Here is a 17,831-nt window from a genome sequence, read left to right as displayed (position 1 = left end):
TACCAACTACCTTTGACCAGACCCCACTACCAACAGTCCCTCCCGTATCAGGCGACGTACTAGGGTTAGCTTAGCATTATCAGTGAGGCCCGGTAGGGCTTTGATGGGAATTTCTTCAGAATCAGCAATGAAGCGAATTGCCCGTTCTGTGGTCTGTGGTCCCATCACGCTGTTCCCCGCAAATTGAATACCAACCTGACCTTCTTTTTTGATGACACGATATATCATGCCTTCTCTTTTTTTAACGATAGTATCAAGGTTTAAACTATCAATATTTTCAAGCTGGCAGAAATGTTCATCGGGCAGTGGAGGCATTCCTCCCAAAAAACGTTCGGCAATCCTTTCAACTGCATCCTCAACCTCTGATTTGTCTGCTAGGAGTTGGAGGAGTTCTTGAAATTGATTTTTTAAAGATACCTTCACTTCGTCTTGCTGCAAAAAGCCAACTGGCAATGACTGTCGAAATCGGACATCTTGTTCAGTTAAGGTAGCGATCGCATTAGTAATCAAGTCAGACCACCTAAAAACGTGGACACCTACTGTAAGATGAATAGAATAAGATTCAGAAGTACATGCTTCGTGAATATACCCACGAGGGAGATACAACAAGTCACCAGCATTCAAGCAGATTTCTGTAACAGGAGCACTGAGTTCGTTCGTTAACTTTGGTATATCTTTTTGGTTAGAGAGAACAGGCAAAGTTATGGGAGAATCATAGATGCGCCAGAGCTTTGACCCTTCAACCTGCACAATAAAAACCTCATGAGTATCAAAATGAGGCGCAAACCCCCGTGAATTTTTTGGGGTCATATACATATTGATACTTACAGGATGATTTAAAAAAACCTCTAGATTTCTTTGAAAAACTGATACTGGTTTCCAACGCTCATGAAGACCATTGATGACAAAACTATAACCTTGACAGTATGCGTTGTATAATTTATTAACATCAGGAACTCCATCGCTATTTACATAGTTTCCAATCTGCCCAGAACCGGGAGGAACTTTAGAGCCGTCCTTAACCAGTTCAACTCCCGAAAGCTTATACCTGGTAAACCGGATGATGGAGTCAATATCTTGCATTGAAAGAAGCTCACAGTAGTAATCCGGCTGACTTCTGGAAATAACAAGAGGACGTTTCTCCCAGTATTCATTAAAGAAAGTTGCTGGCTCTATAGGGCTGAGCATTCTCTCAAAATCATACTTTGACATTGCTTATTTCCTTAATCAGTACTCTAAATTCACCTGACGAAGCGACTGCAGCATCTTTTAATAACCCTTTTTCCACCATAGGAACCGTATACTTCCCCCCTTTATCAGCGTTTTTACTGCTTAATTGTCATCATAATACTCGCCGCTTTACCTGTAAAATTGTAAAGAAAGTAAAAAATCGACTCTCATTGAGTAGGGATTTTGGTAGCTAGGGAGTTAATCTATGAATTTGATGCTTCATCGCCAGTATGATTTCGTCCCGCGCTACTTCCAACTGGCTCTAGCCAATGTCCTGTCGAATATCATGATACCATTGGCCAATTTAGTCAGTGTCATCTTCTTGGGTCATCTCTCAGAAATCCACCACCTAGTTGGAGTCGCCCTAGTTGGAAACCTGCTTAGCTTTCTCTACCTGGTTTTCACATTTTTACGAATGGGTACCACCGGGGTCACAGCGCAAGCTGTGGGACGAGATGACCGCGAGGGTGTACTGTTAGTGGGACTGCGTAATGGTTTAATTGCTCTGGTGCTGGGTATCGCGCTCGTGCTGTTGCAGTACCCTTTGGGAGAGCTGGGGTTTGCCCTACTGGATGTCACCCCAGAGGTATTAGCTTCAGGTCGAGCCTTTTTCAACACCCAGATTTGGGGAGCGCCTGCAATTTTACTCAATTTTGTCCTAATTGGTTGGTTTCTGGGACAAGAAAAAAATGGCTTAGTTGTGCTGTTGTCAGTCGTTGGCAATGGTGCCAAAATCGCACTCGACTACCTGTTTATTCTCAGCTTGGGGTGGGAAAGCATGGGGGCAGGAGTGTCCTATGCTACAAGTCAATATCTATCTTTATTGATGGGATTGATTTTTTTTTCCAAAGAAATCCAGTGGCAAAAAGTAGTCGCCCTAGCTGGAAAAATTTGGGACTCAAGAGCTATGAGATCCACCTTGATCCTCAATGGAAACATCTTTATCAGCAATTTAGTTATTCTCTTCGCCTCCTTAACGTTTAACTACGAGGGAGCACTGATGGGGACAACGATATATGCTCAAAATGCTTTGCTCACACAGATCTGCAATTTGAGCACCTATTTTGTTGAAGGATTGGGATTTGGTACGGAAACTCTGGTCGGAAACTTTAAAGGAAAAGGAGCTTCACAACAGTTAAGGTCCCTTGCTGGCGTTTCGGTGGGAACTGCTCTACTGGTGGGACTGTTTTTCAGCGGAGTATGTATACTATTTCCCGACACTATTTTTGGGTTGTTCACCAACCACACCGAAGTCATCAAGAACATTGATATTTTTGTTCCCTGGTTGCTACCCGTCCTGATATGTAGTTCAATAGGTTTTACTCTGGATGGGTACTTCTTGGGCTTGGCTCAAGGGCATACCCTACGCAATATTAGCTTAGCCGCTCTTTTGGTGGGATTTTTGCCTGCGGATTTTGCCGCCATTAAGTTTTCGAGTAACCATATCTTATGGTTGGCTATGTCTTTGTTCCTCGCACTCAGAATGGTGACGCTTGCAATGAAGTTGCCCAGGACGTTTGGGAGTGATGTTGAGGAGGGTAGTATCTCCCTTCCAGCAAGAGAAGAGAAGCAAATTGCGACGTGAAAAATTGGAGGTAGGCTCCGATGAGAGATTGACCTGCTAAATCGAGGAACCTGTCCTGCAATATTATGACGCTGGTGAAGTGGTGAGAACCACTATCCCAATGAGGTAATTGCTGTTAAAATATTGATTTTAGACAACAACTTTGTGAGCAACCGAACAGAAGAGATTCATGACTGACAATGTTAATGCTGAAAAGCTGAACACAATTTATGAGTATATCCGTGTTGCTCATGGCGGTGGAGTGTATGAGAAGCTAGACCAAAGTTTGCATCCGCGTCCGCCTGAAATGCTCTATGATTTTGTTGAGAGGCTTGATCTGAGTGTCGGCTCTGCCGCGCTTGATGTCGGCTGCGCGACGGGAAAGTACACTTGCGAGTTGGCGCGGCGGTTCAATTTTCAGGTCAAAGGCATTGACCCTTTGGATGATCTCCTAGAAATGGCGCGTGAGGCGGCGACGAAGCAAGGTTTAGCCGAGCAAGTCAGTTTCACAAAAGGAAGCATGGAAAGCATACCTTTTGAAGATGCTGCGTTTGACCTTATTTGGTGTCGTGACGCGCTGGAGCAAGTGCCTTCTTTGCGGCAAGGCTTTAAGGAGTGCGGGCGTGTTCTCAAGCATAACGGCAACATGGTTCTGTTCACCACATATGCAACCGAACTAATGGAAACCAAAGAGGCAGCACGTATCTACAATACTCTGGGTATTGTGTCTGAAAACATGTCTTTAGAGTATGTTGAAGATTGTTTCAAAGATGCCGGATTGCAAATAGTTTCTAGACAGACAATCGGCAGCGAGGTGACACAATACTACGAAGAACGTGAGGGACGTTATACAAGAGAACTGATGCGTCTTGCACGAATGATTCATGCCAAAGAAAAGTTTGTTGCAGAGTTAGGACAGACAAATTATGAAGTCACATCGGCACTTTACCATTGGGGCATTTACCAGTTGCTTGGCAAGCTGAGTTTCATCATTTATACCTTGAGAAAAACCGCTTCAAATTAAGAGGATGTCTGAGATGATTTTCCGGATATTATTGATTTCAATACTCTAGCTAGAGTGGTCAACACCCCTGCCTAAAGGCTAGGGGCTTCTAGCCTCAAATGAAAGAGCGCTAGTTGCAAGTTTTTCAACACTTCCCCCCGCCGGAAAAAACTGGCATGAACAATCCGGTTCGACCAAAACATCAATATTGCATAAAAGGCGTAGCAAAGCACTGCTGGGCGCATTGTTAGAAACTCTTTTCGCTTAGCTCACTGGATTCCCTATAGAGCCTTGGTTTATTCATTTGTTAATCTGTTAAGTTATTCTACCAAGACTTGGAGCATTTTTTTATTGGAGATGCTTATATGTTTCCCTATATTTCTGCTTAAGATATTCACCTGCTTTAAACGGCGGATATTTAGGAGTTTCATTTACGCCCAAGCAACTCTCAATGCAGGTAATCTCAGCATCATAGTTGGGATTTGCAAAAAAGCCAATCGAGTACCTTGGCTTGGCTGTACGGAAATTCGTGGGAATTGATACTCGGTGTACAGTAGCGCGAAACTTATCATTGGTCCATCGCTCTATCATTTCTCCTACAAGTACCAAAACTGTATCAGGGATGAACACAGCTGCAATCCACTCCCCATGTGTGGTGCAAATCTCTAGTCCCTCGACTTCATCTTGAAACAACAAGGTAACACTGCCGAGATCATTATGTTCGCCACAGCCAATTTGCCCTGGTTCAGGAGGTTGGGAAAGAACTGGGTAGTGATGTAAACGTATGAGAAAATTGTTCGAGGTATGGAAATTCGTGAAGTAAGACTCCCGCAGTTTCAAGGCAAGAGCAAATGCTTGCAGTACTGACGAGGTAGCTTGTTGACAAGCATCGAAAAACTGTAACAGAACCTTACGAAACTCTGTCTGACTTTGGGACCATTCATTGGGTGCATCAAGCAAACGATCGCTGGCTACACCAAGTTCATTTGAGTCAAATTCTGGCCCAAAAGTAAATCCCTCCTTGAGATCCGCTACTGTTGTGAACTTCTGCTGTTGTAGACCTTCATATCCGCCAGCAGTGGTGTATTTGTCCCAAGCTAGTTGGTTTTTCTGCTCCTGTGGTAGCGCAAAAAACCACTTGGCTTGTGCAAACGCTTGAGTTACCAAAGTCTTGGGTACACCATAATTTTTCAGGTAGAAAAATCCAAATTCATGAACAGCGCCAGAGATTTGGCTCGCAACTGCTATGCGAGCGGCTGTATCACCAGCAATAAAGGGTTTGAAGTCAATGATGGGTATTTGCATAGAAACCGCTTGAATGCTGAATTTTTGTTCGCAAAACGAGACGCTTAGATGCCTGGGGATTTTTGATTGGTGTCCGACTATGCAGGGAGAGCTTGTTGTTTATAAACCAGAGACTTCCAGGAGCCATTGCAAAATCGATTATGCCTGTAGCTTCGTTAAGAACGTTTTCCATAGCGCCAAGAGATGCTGAGATTGTCTCTGGTAGAGACTCCTGGTTATTTTCGAGCGCAAATTTGATTGTGTAGGGCAACCAGCGCACACTATTTGCCGTGAACACAGGTGTTCTTAACACCCCTCCGCCAAATTTATCGGCAATCCACCAAGGTACGGCTTCAGTATGTAAAATCTTGAGCACTTCTTGGCCGAAACGTTTATCTAGCTCCACAAGTAGTGTGTCTATATCCAATAAGCGTGAGCGTCCACCGCCTTCATAGTCTGGTCGAATGCAATGTAGGCAAGTCAGAGCGTTTGGCTCGGGCCAGTCGGTGCTATCCGTGTGAAGCTGTTCGTTCAGCACACCCCAGCCGTCAGGAATGACTTTGTCTGTTGATGGCTGAAGGTCGCGCACCAGTCGTGATGAAGGGTTGTAGGGATCATCGACTACGTCTCCGAAGGCTCCGGCTAAAGAGAAAAACACAAGGTTAGGATCGTCGAATTGGAGTCCGGTCACATATGCACAATACGGTTTTCGGATTAGCCGCTTGCGGATTTCTTCTACCAACCAGTCAAAACCATCACCAGCTATTAATGTGCGGATTTGTTCGCGAACTGTTGCTTGCAGCTTTACATCATATAGCGCCTTGTCATCATATAGTGGAAGCTTCTTAACTGCGCTAAGGAGATCGGTCGCGAGTTTAGAGGGTACAACCACTCGTGCTGATTCTGGTAAAGGTATCATACACTCCTATATCTCTCAATTCAGGGTGCAACAAGCAATAGAACAATTAACTGCCTTAAGACTGTAAAGCTTATAGTGTCAGATTCATAATAACTCTACCAATCAACTTACACAGAATTGTTGAATGCGGTCATAAAACTTTACATTGAAGCGTCGGTTAGAACAAGGCTGTAGAACTTACGCACTGTACAAATTTATTATCTTATGCATTAACGTTAAATCTGTCGGGGGAAACTTCCCGCGACGAGTTTAACGAAAATACGTCGTTTTAGACTTTTATCAATCATCCGAGGATCAATAGCGTAGGCGTAGCCCGCCGCAGGCATCGCTTAAAAAGTGTCGAAAAATCAAGCTTGAATGCCTGAAATCCGTATTTCAGATTTGGTATTTCTTTATCAATACGTGAGTCCTAGGCGGCTCTACTGTTGTACAAAGTTGCGCTCTTATGATTTAAATTCCTTATAAACAAAAATATAGATGCACTTTGGTGTAACGACGCATCTGTGGGAATTCCGGCCCTCGCTCCCACAAATATAAGAAATTGCCCCTTAATTCAGATTTGCTTATTACAAGAACTCTAATAGTGCCAGTCGTGGTATTCTAACGTTAAGCTGTTGAAATGCAGCGCAAATCAATTCTTACACCCAAATGGAGGGAAATATGGTTAATCAACAAGAACTGTTGGCTGAATTGTATGACGAACAACTCGTAAGCGTCTCCAACAGAACCGTAACTGTAGACGTTCCATCTACAACCGTAACCGTAGACGTTCCATCTACAACCGTAACCGTAGACGTTCCATCTACAACCGTAACCGTAGACGTTCCATAATTAGAGACGACATTGAGTAACGGTAAGCTATGAAGTATTATTCTATAGCTACTGTTTAATAATTCAGGACAACTTGAATTGGTTGGGAATAGGTTTTCTACCTATTCAACTTAGTCAGCGTTGCCGAATCAAGCAGGAATTTTGGTTTTTCATGCTGAATTTCACAAACGTTAAGAGAAGTATCCGCCGAGATTCTTTGCTCAATGCTGTGGGTTTCAGTAGCGATCGCCTTCCTCTTATTCGGCAATGCTTTGACAAGTTTTAGACTCTTTGCCGTCTGGTTAACTAGGACTTAACAGACTGACACCTAATCATGATAACAGTGGCAACCGTAGCAAAAAAAGCTTGACTTATTGCATTGATATCAATTTTTTCGCAGACTTCAGTATGAAATTGAGTTAGTTAGATGGCTAATATCACTCATTTAGCACAAATCGTCAAGAACACTTTTGTTGCTTAATATTATTTGTTATTTTAGACAAGGGAATTATAAATCCGAATGATCACTCGACCACAGTTTAAGCCCCACTTCCATGTCGAAGTTGTACCACCTCAGACAGTGTATTTGCTCAGCGAGCAGAATCAAATTGCTTTAACTGGGCGTCTTTACTGTTGGTTAGCTCCACTTTTAAATGGTTGTCATACGGTTGATGAAATTGTTAGCAAGTTAGAAACACAAGCTTCTGGTGCTACTGTTGAACATGCTCTGACGCTCTTGGAAAACAAGGGCTATATCACTGAGGCTGATGACAATTTCCCTGCTGAAGTTGCAGCTTTTTGGAATCTATTGAGTGTAGATTCGAGAGTTGCTAACAATCGCTTGCAATCGACCAGAGTTTCTGTAACTAGCTTCGGCACGGTAGCAAAAGAACCGTTGATAACTGCTCTGCAATCCTTAAACATCCGCATCAGCCATGAGCAGGATTTACAGGATCTAGCAGTAGTTCTAACGGATGATTACCTGCAACCGGAACTGGCAACTTTCAACCAGAAAGCGTTGCGGGCACAACAGTCTTGGATTCTGATTAAACCTGTGGGAGCCGTAATTTGGATTGGGCCGATTTTTATTCCAGGCAAAACAGGTTGTTGGCAGTGTCTGGCTCACCGTTTGCGGGATAACCGTGAAGTTGAAACCTCAATACAGCAGCAAAAAAACCTAATTAACCCATTTCCCACCTCCCGGTCAATATTACCCTCTACCCTGCAAACTGGCTTAAATTTGGCTGCAACCGAAATTGCCAAATGGATTGTTCATGGAGAACATCAACAGCTTGAAGGGAAGCTTATGACTCTTGATTTGGTATCGCTGAATCTGCAGCACCATGTCTTGGTTAAGCGTCCTCAATGCCCTGATTGTGGTGAGCCAAAATATCTTGCTAACCCGGAGCCACAACCTCTGATACTGGCTAGCCGGAAGAAGCAGTTCACAAGTGATGGGGGGCATAGGATTTTATCGCCTGTGCAAACTCTTAAGCAATATGGATATCACATTAGCTCAATTACGGGAGTTGTCAGTGTTTTAGAGCGGATATCTGAGGCTGGGAATGATCTCGTTCACACCTATGCTGCAGTTCACCCCTCTCCCCTTGAGGCTGACAATCTGGATAGCTTACGGCAAGTGTTACGGCTCAAAAGTGCTGGTAAGGGCAGAACCGACCTTCAATCTAAAGCCAGTGCCTTTTGTGAAGCAATCGAGCGCTACTCTGGTATCTGGACGGGTGACGAAATTCGGGTGAAGGCGACAATTGCTCAACTCGGTGAAAGCGCTATTCATCCCAATGCCCTTATGCAATTCAGCGACGCCCAATTCCAGAACCGTCAGATATGGAATCAGAAGCATGGACAGTTTAATTGGATGCCAGAACCGTTCAAGGAGGAGCGAGAAATAGAGTGGACACCTGTTTGGTCGTTAACTCAAGAAAAGTTTAAATACCTGCCAACAGCTTACTTGTATTACAGTTATCCATTGCTCAAAGACCATGAGTTCTGTCGTGCAAATTCCAGTGGTTGTGCTGCTGGTAATACCCCAGAAGAAGCCATTTTGCAGGGATTTATGGAGTTAGTAGAACGCGACAGTGTAGCTATATGGTGGTACAATCGGGTGCAAAAACCTGCTGTAGATTTGGCAAGCTTTAACGATCCGTATTTGTCAGATCTACAAGACTATTACAAAACTCTGCACCGTGAGTTTTGGGTACTGGACATCACCAGCGACTTGAATATTCCAGCCTTTGCGGCTGTTTCCAAGCGCACCGACCTGGAAACAGAGAATATTCTGTTTGGGTTTGGTGCACATTTTGATGCGAAAATTGGTCTACTCCGGGCAGTGACTGAGTTAAACCAGCTTTTACCACTTGAGAAGATTGTCGAGCACAAGAGAGACCTGATTCCTGTTGAGCAAGATGTGAAAAGTTGGTTAACGACTGCTACCTTAGAAAATCAACCTTATCTGGCTCCTGACGAAAGTCATATTCCCAAAGTTTTGACTGATTATCCTCGTCGCTGGAGCGATGATTTGCGCTCTGATGCGATCGCATGTGTGGAGATTGCAGCACAGCACAGTCTTGAAGTGCTTGTCTTAGATCAAACTCGACCTGATATCGGTTTGAATGTAGTCAAGGTGATTGTTCCAGGACTGCGCCATTTTAAAGCCAGATTTGCACCTGGTCGGCTCTATGATGTTCCTGTTAAATTAGGTTGGTTGTCAACCCCTTTGTCGGAAGAGCAGCTCAACCCTATTCCGATGTTCATATAGGAGGAGTTAGTACTCCCACGTCTAGAAGCAGGGCTGTTTCATTCGTTAAGGAGGGAGGAGTTGTCGGCATGCTGCGCTGACGCCCTTACAAATAGGTGTACCTCGCATATATGAAAACGGCTATAATTGCAACTATAAATATGTATAAGGGTCAATAACCCCACCCTACTTCGTTGAGGGTGGGGCTTGTAAGAACCAAATCTTACGTGTTTGACTAGCCCACTGAGCCTAATCCTGGGACACACACCCGCATACTTCCCCAGTGCGGATTTAATGTAAGACTGTTTGGTCAGTCGTTGTGAGACAAGACATCTTGGATTAGGTGGGCGAGGGGACATCAACTCTGAAAGGAGAATTATCTTAAATGCGAATTCCAGTAGTCTCAAAAGACGGAAGACCACTTATGCCAACAACTCCTAGCCGAGCTAGACGTTGGATAAAGGATGGTAAAGCAATCAAGCGATGGTCAAAACTAGGCGTATTTTACGTACAGTTAACCGTTGACCCAAGCGACACTAAAACTCAACCAATTGTTATTGGTTTAGACCCTGGCAAACTGTACTCTGGAGTTGGCGTTCAGTCCTCCAAATTCACGTTACTTATGTTGCATCTTGTTCTTCGGTTCAAAACAATTAAAGACAGAATGGAACAAAGAGCGATGATGAGACGTGGGCGTAGAGGAAGACGCATTAACCGTAAATAGCCATATATTCAACGTGCTCACCGTCAAAAACGTTTTGATAACCGCAAACAAAAGAAAGTACCTCCTAGTATTCGCGCCAACAAAACACTCGAACTACGGATAGTGAGTGAAATAGCTAAGCTTTATCCAATTCAAAGCATCATCGTTGAACGTGTTATGGCACGAGGAGACAAAGGATTTAGCCCTGCTATGGTCGGACAATTATGGTTACTTAGTCAAATAGAAGACCTATTGGGTATTAAGCCGACAACTATTCAAGGATGGGAAACTTCTAACTTGCGTAAACATCTAGGGTTGCCTAAAGACAAACAAGACAAGTCACGCCAAGCACCAGAAACTCACGCTGTAGACGGTGTTACAATTGCAGCGAGTCGTTGGGTTAAGTACGAGATAACTTCAATTAACAGTATGGGCAAGGAACTGTAACTTGATTCCTACCCATAGTTACCCTTCCATACCTAAAAAAGGGTAACTATGTGTCAAAATTTCATACTTAAGTATTTTTTCTACTGACAGGATACCGTTACGAGAGCTTTCTTACTTCTCAGACATCCTCTAAAGAATAAAGATGTTTATCCTCTTGAACTTCATTAGATGGAGGGCGTTTGCAATGGATGTTGGGAACATCATTTGTATTCTGGCAACCGTTTGTGAGTATTTCGCGCTTGCTTGAAGGTTGTGCTGCGCGATTAGCCAACTGCCTACGGGCTGAAGCCCTATCGCAAACCTTTTTTCCCCTTGAACTGCTGATTGTTGGGTATTGATTATTGACTGTTAACTGAGTGGAGTTTCCAAGAGAATTACTTTTTGGTTTCAACCTTGGCTTGTCGCTAAAGCTTTCAGGTGCTTTCCAGGTTAACCCCGGTGGAATAAAACGTGTTAATCGGACTAGCAATTCTGGTTCAATCGGAACGGGTATTGATTTTCCATCCCACAGAACCAAAACGAGGGGTAAATATGCGTCCAAAAACAAATGTTCTCTTGTCAGCTGTACGGTTCCCTCAACTGTGGTACCTTTTAGGCGAACGCGTAGGCGTAGCCCGTCGCAGACATCGCCAACTGACCAAACATCATCCGGATCTGGGGGTTCGTCTCCCCACTCGGAGTTATCTAACCAACCGCGCACAACAAACCATTGCTGTTGGACCACATTTGCGACCATCAGACTGACTCCAAATTTTTAATAATTCCGTAGGACTTGTCAAAGAACACCGTTGCCGTACCCGTAGAGCCGTGGCGCGACTTACCAACAATCAGTTCTAGGATTCCCTGTAAATCCGTATCGGGGTTGTAATACTCGTCTCGATAAGCGAATATTATATTGTCTGCCACCATCTCCAAAATTCCTGACTGGCTCAAATCGCTCATCATCGGGCGCTTGCACTGTCGATTGTCAACTCCTCTGGAGATTTGAGAGAGTGCGAGTACGGGAACGTCCAATTCCCCTGCTATTTTGTAAAGTCCCTTGGCAACATCTCCTAGTTCGTAGCTGCGGTTCCCTCCACCTTTAAAGTCTTGCGCTGCCATTAGTTGCAAGTAATCAACAATGATTAACCCCAGCTTCCCCTGTTTCGCTTTAATCTGACGGCACTCGGAAGCAATCTGGGAGACTGTAATTCCCCTCGAATCATTGATATAGAGCGGTAAATCTATAGCTACGCTGCTAATTTTGGCAATGCTGGCAAACTCCCACTCAGCTAAGGGAAGGTCACCAGAACGGTGTTTCCGAATGCGATCGCCCTTTAAGGGAACCAAATCTAGGTATTGGTATGCCGTTGTCACGCTCATCAAACTCCACAATCTGTATTCCAACTGCTTTTTGGTCATTTCTAGAGAGAAAACGACAACGCTTCGGTTGTGGAGGAGTATCATTTGCAGAGTTAGGAATAAGGCGACAAAGCTTTTCCCCATTGACGGGCGACCAGCAAGTATGGTGAGGTGTCCACCCTCAAATCCCACAATCAACTTATCCAACTCGTAAATTCCCGTGCGGTAGATAGGGGTGATAGACTCAATGTCCGAGTAAGCGTTCACCGCAATCGTGCTGTTGTGTTCGGTGTTTGAGCTAAAAGTTTGATGGGAAACAGAGAAAATTTTTTGTTCGGAGCGATCGAGTATGGTGGGTAACTCTGTTTGTTGTTCGTATCCGAGTTCCATAATCTCAGCAGCTGCTTTAATCAACTGACGCCTGTAGTATTTTTCCATCACCAGTTCTGTTAGGGCATCGATGTTGACGGCAGAGACCGTGCGGTCTACCAAACCGGCAAGCTTGTTTCTACCGCCAACTGTAGCAAGTAAATGATGGTTTTCAAGCCAGTTTATGACTGAAAGCAAGTCTGTGGGTTTGCCCTGACCGTGCAATTGCAACGTTGCGAGGTAAATCTCTCTGTGAGAACTGATGTAGAAGGCTTCGGGAACAAGACGATCCGAGATTCTGGCGAAAGCATCTGGGTCGAGCAAAATACCACCGAGTATTGCCTCTTCAGCTTCAATGTTTTGGGGAGGTAATCTTACCATCATGCCGTACCTCCTGTTTCACACGACTCTGCTTGCGACTTCTGCCAGTTTGCTTGTGCTTGCTGGTACCTCTGTTCTATTTCCGAAGTAAACTTTTTCATCATCTGGCTGTTGGCACTGCTTTTTGATTTGTTGGTTTGCTTCTGTTGGTGGAGAGTAAATTTTTCGTAGTACACATCCCAACGGTTTTGCCCTGCTTTAGTTGTGTGAGCCAACCAAGCCTCGATGTCATTCACTTCCTTGCTAAGATTTTTGGTTTTTTCCCTACAAAAATCTAAAAAACTCCCTCGCTCCTCTTCTGAGAGAGTCTGAATAAAGTCTGAATAAGTCTGAATAGTCTTAGAGGACTGGAGTTCCTGCTGTGTAGGCGTTTCAGGCTGCAACTGTCGCTCTACATTTACAACTGTCGTCTGAGATTTACAACTGTTGCTCTTAGACGACAACCGTCGCTCTACGTTTACAACTGTCGCCTGAGATTTACAACTGTCGCTTTCAGGCGACAAGTGTGTGACATTTGAGTAAGTGTCACATAAAAATCCTTTAGACTGTATTTTTAAGGTATAATCAACATCTTCTTTGTTTACATATCCTTTCTCTTCCAAAACATCGATTGCTTTATAAACTGTTTGTCTGGAAATGCCCAAATCCCCAGCTATTTTTGAGGCACGTATTCTTAAGCCATTGCTGTAAGGATCTAGACTCCTTAAATAGTAAAGAACACCTCTTTGGCTATCTGTAAGCTCTTTGTAAACCTTTAACCATTCCTCATGCTGTAGAGGGTAAAACTTTCCTTGAATTTTTGTATCTGTCATGACTGCACCTCCTCAAAAGTTACGGCAACGCCAAATTCCAAGCAGGTTGCCTGAGCCAGTGCTAGTTTTGCCAGGTCTTGCTTTCCAAATAGGTGAATCCGCTTAGCATGCCAGAGGTAAACAGTGTAAGCCAAAAGTTGACATAACGCTTCAAACCAGTTGTCTACACCCTTAAGTTCAATAATTTCAGCACCAGTTTTTTCTTTGGGTGTGAATTTTATAAAGTTTTGAGTAAGCGCTAGCTCAACGGTTTTTATCGATTGGTTTTGGGTGACAATCTCACTTATTGCTTTGATAAAGTCCGTTTCTTCTACCTCACGAGCAAAAGAAAGGCTTTCCTGATTCTGTGTTTCTGACATATAATTAAAGATGAGTAATTGAAACATCACCCCTAACCGCTGCAACGCTTAGGGGCTGTTCTATTAACAAAAGGAGTTTCTGCCGAAGCAAGTCACTCTTGCTCCAGACCGTTCTAGTAGGTTAGATTGAATTTAAGCTTTTGGGTTGATATAATCATACTAAAAGCTTAACTGATATCATACGCTACTACTATTAGCTTAAGTCAAGAGTAAGTAAAAAATATGGCTCAACAAGTTCACCAGCTATTTAAGCAAGCGATGGATCGCTACGGAGTAAGAGGCAAAGACCTTGCAGCCATAGCTGGGATAACTCCCAATCACTTATCTGACTTTCGCTCTGGGAAAAAGTGGGTGGGACCGGATGTCTTTATGGCACTTTTAGAAGGAATGGAGCAGTTATCTCCAGGCTCCGGTCGCTACTTTTGCCATCTGTTGGCAGAAGAGTCATCTTCTGAAAAAAAGACTAATGACGATTTTGGCGATAAGTTGATCGAGATGATTGAAGCCGCTGATGATGAGACCATGGAGGCGGCAATGATAGCAATGGGGCGCAAATGGAAGAGAATTCGACAGAACCAAGCCATTTCCAACGGTTACACTTCGGGACTTGATTCAGCGATCGCAGTATGATGGTTGCTGTATAGTATCAGGCTGTATCAAGATTTGCTTTTTACGTTGGAGTTCAACTTTGTAACCCTAGATGGCATTCAGGGAAAAGTAGAAGGGAGGGGATGGGTCATCGAATCCGCAATAGATAGAGAAGCTCTCGAATCAATGATTGAGCAGGGGCTTTTTGAACCACTTCAATAAATTTTTCATTATTTGAACCAGTACAATTGTTGGGTGATCGAGGATTAATCACTTGGGTATCGGTTGGTTGCTTATCGCTCAAATCCTTGCGGTTTTTGCTTTTGTTGTTGTCGTAACCTAACCAATAGCTCCTCATTCCAATCCTTCAATGCAGGGCGCATCCTTTCAGCTTCTGGCAGCTGCTCCCGAATCGCTTGAGCCAATTCAAAACCAGATGCATCACTATCTAAAGCTGCTATCACTTTTGGGATGGTTCTAAGGTATTCCACTGGCAAGCTTTTGGCACTATCGGCAACCAAGTACATGGTTCTCTGTTGGGGGACTCCTTCTATTGTTGCCAGTGACAGGGCATCGATGGGTGATTTTGTTAGCACAACTCGCTGGATATCATCAGTTGGCTGACCACCCCATCTGAGATAGAACCAACCCGCATCTCGTTTGGTGCCACGGGCATAACCCATGAAGGTATTGTCTTCTCCCCTGGTGCCTCTAAGGAACGCTCCGGTGGTTTCTCCCGTGAGTGACCTCATTCCGAATACGGCGTTTTGTTGGCTGTCAGCATAAACCAACCCCTGACCGTGGAGGGCTTGCACCATTTCTTTTGGCAGTCCCCGTTTTTGAATGAGGTATTGCTGTACTGCGGGCCACTGGCTTGAGTCAACAGCGGGTGGTGTGAACTTTTGTGCTGGTTCTGCTTGGGCAATTTGTTGTGCAAGTATCCTGGCATGGTGAGTGGCTGCTTTGAGCATTCCCCCTTCTCCAAATCTATCGTTTAACCAGGCGATCGCCAGGGGGAAGCTACAACTGTTGACGTGCATCACCAAGTCAATCGCACCCCCACCACCCGAGTGGGAACTGGGTGAGAAGTCGTAGAATTTGGGGCGTAAGTATCAATGGAACAGAAAACCGGGATAAGAAAATAAAGTCAAAAATATGAGCAAAATCGCCTCCATGTATATACATAGGTGAAAGCCTTGTTTTACGTTCTTTAAGACTTCCCCCATGTATATACATGAAAAAAATCGTTACAAAACTTAGGAACAGAAAACCGGGATAAGCTCTTTTCCCTCAAATTAGTTCAAAATCAACGCGTGCAGATGGGTCTCTTAAAGGACGCCATTCTCCCTGTTCTATAGTTTCAGCGAGAGAAAAATGATACCGCCCTAACATATTTATGTGCTTGCGTCCAAGCGGAGACAGTCTGGCAACGTCTGACAGTAAGACCTGTTGGTTAATAGAACGCAGTTTGGAGATAGCTGCATCCATATAATAAGTATTCCATAACACAATCACGTTGACAACCAAGCCCAATGCTCCGAGTTGTTCCTCCTGTCCCTCACGATATCTTTGCCGCAACTCTCCTTTCTGCCCGTGGAACACAGCTCGCGACAAACTGTGACGACTTTCGCCACGGTTGATTTGGGTCAGGATGCGACGGCGGTAACTCTCATCATCAATATAAGACAGGAGGTATAAAGTTTTAGCAATCCGACCTAACTCAGCAATAGCCTTAGATAAGGTTGAAGGTTGGTTACCTCGCTGTAGAGAACGCATTAAGTCTGTTGCACTTACAGTTCCCAATTTAAGAGAACCCGCTACCCGCAATATATCATCCCAGTTGTTGGCTATGAGTTCAGTATTTATCTTATTTTTTGCTAGTTTATCCAACGCTCCATAAACAGCGTTATTGTCTAATCGCCACAGCCTGGAATCTCCTATATCTGCAATCCTAGGACTGAACTGGTAGCCCAACACCCAAAATAAACCAAATACAACCTCACTATAACCTGCCGTATCGGTCATGATTTCAATTGGTCGCAAGCTGGTTGTTTGTTCGAGCAATCCTGACAATAAAAACAGAGAATCCCGTAGCGTACCTGGAATGACAATACCATGAAAGCCAGTAAATTGGTCGGATGTAAAGTTGTAATAAGTAACACCTCGACCAACACCGAAATATTTACTATTGGGTGCAGCATTAATGGTTCTTACAGGCACACTAAACCGTAAACCATCGGCGGATGCAACCTCGCCTCCTCCCCAAATTTGTGCCAGAGGAATGTGGGTTTGAGCATCAACGAGTCTGGAGTTAGCGCGAATCAGGGTTTCGCTACGGATATAATTTTGCTGTACCCATGACAACCGCCCACGGGTTAATGCTGGCACTTCCGGGCGTGTCAATGGTTCCAACCCAATATTACAAGCTTCCGCCAACAGCACTGCACAAATACTAATGTGCAAGTCTTTGACGCGACTTCCAGCTTGACTTAAATGAGTAAATTCTTTCGTAAATCCTGTCCTGGCATCAATTTCCAACAACACTTCTGGCAAATCCACTCTCGGTAACATTGCTGCCACTTGATAAGTGAGGGTTGTTAAACTAGGTGGGTCAACAAGTTTATCTAATCCCGTCAATACTAAGTACTCCTTACCGTCCTTCATCTCAATACGTACAAATGCATTGTCTTTGAAGTTACTAGCAGTCCGGTGATAAGCTTCATCAAGTCGGGATTTTAAAATCTCTTGAGTTTTATCAAAAGTAGGTTCGAGGTCTAAAGTACGACATATCGCCCCACGTTGCGCTGCCCAAGCTTCATCCGATAAAAGTTTGGCACGGGGGTCGCAATAACGTTGACTTTTAACAACAAAAACATCACGGCGTCGCAACGCAGACCGTAAGCATTGAAGAACGCAGAACGTATAAGCCTTACGGTCAATGACTCCAAAATCGTTTATAACTAACCGCTTCCAAGCCTTGGTAACAACTTTTAATGGTGCAACACTCATATCTGGTCGTTTATAACCCTCTATATCACGTAAAAAATCGAGTGCTTCTAAGATTGGTGTAGCGGAATCCATCCCAGAAAACTCGATTTTTTCTAAAAGAGTTGGTAAAAAAATTCGCACATATCGCCAACGGGACAGAATCGTGTCTAGCAGTTCATCCTCAAAAGGACGTGCTAATGATTTTACCTTCTCTACGGCGAGTAGTAATTCATCACGGCGGACACGTTCAAACGCTTCAACCCTAATATCTGCATCTT

General features: G+C 44.1%; 13 protein-coding genes and 2 pseudogenes. 6 read left to right on the top strand and 9 right to left on the bottom strand.

Annotation, left to right across the window (positions count from 1 at the left end):
• Positions 1-6 precede the first annotated feature (6 nt).
• Positions 7-1,212 (bottom strand): cupin domain-containing protein, encoded by a 1,206-nt coding sequence (locus ACYRY3_RS30835; protein ID WP_460205481.1) that lies wholly within the window; start codon positions 1,210-1,212, stop codon positions 7-9.
• A gap of 223 nt (positions 1,213-1,435) precedes the next feature.
• On the opposite strand from ACYRY3_RS30835, the gene gntT reads away from it, so the two are divergent.
• Positions 1,436-2,815 (top strand): guanitoxin biosynthesis MATE family efflux transporter GntT, encoded by a 1,380-nt coding sequence (gene gntT, locus ACYRY3_RS30830; RefSeq protein ID WP_460205480.1) that lies wholly within the window; start codon positions 1,436-1,438, stop codon positions 2,813-2,815.
• Between the two features lie 169 nt (positions 2,816-2,984).
• Positions 2,985-3,818: a class I SAM-dependent methyltransferase gene (locus tag ACYRY3_RS30825; RefSeq protein ID WP_460205479.1), complete on the top strand. Its 834-nt coding sequence runs from the start codon at positions 2,985-2,987 to the stop codon at positions 3,816-3,818.
• A gap of 327 nt (positions 3,819-4,145) precedes the next feature.
• Here the strand turns inward: ACYRY3_RS30825 and ACYRY3_RS30820 are convergent, their stop codons facing one another.
• Together ACYRY3_RS30820 and ACYRY3_RS30815 are read right to left on the bottom strand one after the other, a co-directional pair.
• Complete coding sequence (locus ACYRY3_RS30820; RefSeq protein ID WP_460205478.1) at positions 4,146-5,102, bottom strand: isopenicillin N synthase family dioxygenase; 957 nt, start codon at positions 5,100-5,102, stop codon at positions 4,146-4,148.
• Positions 5,083-6,000, bottom strand: a complete 918-nt coding sequence (locus ACYRY3_RS30815; protein WP_460205477.1) for a TauD/TfdA family dioxygenase — start codon at positions 5,998-6,000, stop codon at positions 5,083-5,085. The genes ACYRY3_RS30820 and ACYRY3_RS30815 overlap by 20 nt, the downstream gene beginning before the upstream one ends.
• Before the next feature lie 660 nt (positions 6,001-6,660).
• Here ACYRY3_RS30815 and ACYRY3_RS30810 point away from each other — a divergent pair.
• The 3 genes and pseudogenes from ACYRY3_RS30810 (at position 6,661) to ACYRY3_RS30800 (ending at position 10,715) form a co-directional block, all read left to right on the top strand.
• A complete protein-coding gene (locus tag ACYRY3_RS30810; protein ID WP_460205476.1) occupies positions 6,661-6,831 on the top strand; it encodes a hypothetical protein in 171 nt (56 codons plus the stop codon).
• Between the two features lie 499 nt (positions 6,832-7,330).
• Positions 7,331-9,586 (top strand): TOMM precursor leader peptide-binding protein, encoded by a 2,256-nt coding sequence (locus tag ACYRY3_RS30805; protein WP_460205475.1) that lies wholly within the window; start codon positions 7,331-7,333, stop codon positions 9,584-9,586.
• 364 nt (positions 9,587-9,950) lie between these two features.
• Positions 9,951-10,715 (top strand): annotated as a pseudogene (locus tag ACYRY3_RS30800) (RRXRR domain-containing protein).
• Positions 10,716-10,833: 118 nt separating this feature from the next.
• On the opposite strand, the gene ACYRY3_RS30795 reads toward ACYRY3_RS30800, so the two are convergent.
• The 4 genes from ACYRY3_RS30795 to ACYRY3_RS30780 are packed head-to-tail and all read right to left on the bottom strand — an operon-like array spanning position 10,834 to position 13,977.
• Positions 10,834-11,451, bottom strand: a complete 618-nt coding sequence (locus ACYRY3_RS30795) for a hypothetical protein (protein ID WP_460205474.1) — start codon at positions 11,449-11,451, stop codon at positions 10,834-10,836.
• The gene (gene dnaB, locus ACYRY3_RS30790; RefSeq protein WP_460205473.1) at positions 11,451-12,809 is read right to left on the bottom strand and encodes a replicative DNA helicase; all 1,359 of its coding nucleotides are present in this window, start codon (positions 12,807-12,809) and stop codon (positions 11,451-11,453) included. The genes ACYRY3_RS30795 and dnaB overlap by 1 nt, the downstream gene beginning before the upstream one ends.
• Complete coding sequence (locus ACYRY3_RS30785; protein ID WP_460205472.1) at positions 12,806-13,618, bottom strand: helix-turn-helix transcriptional regulator; 813 nt, start codon at positions 13,616-13,618, stop codon at positions 12,806-12,808. The genes dnaB and ACYRY3_RS30785 overlap by 4 nt, the downstream gene beginning before the upstream one ends.
• Positions 13,615-13,977 (bottom strand): hypothetical protein, encoded by a 363-nt coding sequence (locus tag ACYRY3_RS30780; protein ID WP_460205471.1) that lies wholly within the window; start codon positions 13,975-13,977, stop codon positions 13,615-13,617. Before ACYRY3_RS30780 ends, ACYRY3_RS30785 begins: the two co-directional genes overlap by 4 nt.
• Before the next feature lie 222 nt (positions 13,978-14,199).
• Here ACYRY3_RS30780 and ACYRY3_RS30775 point away from each other — a divergent pair, with 222 nt between their 5' ends.
• The gene (locus tag ACYRY3_RS30775) at positions 14,200-14,607 is read left to right on the top strand and encodes a helix-turn-helix domain-containing protein (protein WP_460205470.1); all 408 of its coding nucleotides are present in this window, start codon (positions 14,200-14,202) and stop codon (positions 14,605-14,607) included.
• A gap of 251 nt (positions 14,608-14,858) precedes the next feature.
• Here ACYRY3_RS30775 and ACYRY3_RS30770 read toward each other — a convergent pair whose 3' ends face one another.
• Complete coding sequence (locus ACYRY3_RS30770) at positions 14,859-15,605, bottom strand: DUF3991 domain-containing protein (protein WP_460205469.1); 747 nt, start codon at positions 15,603-15,605, stop codon at positions 14,859-14,861.
• Between the two features lie 250 nt (positions 15,606-15,855).
• Positions 15,856-17,820, bottom strand: a pseudogene (locus ACYRY3_RS30765) (Tn3 family transposase); the annotation flags it as partial.
• Positions 17,821-17,831: the final 11 nt, after the last annotated feature.

This window comes from Scytonema sp. NUACC21, assembly GCF_054684315.1.
This window is presented reverse-complemented; position numbering and strand designations above follow the sequence as displayed.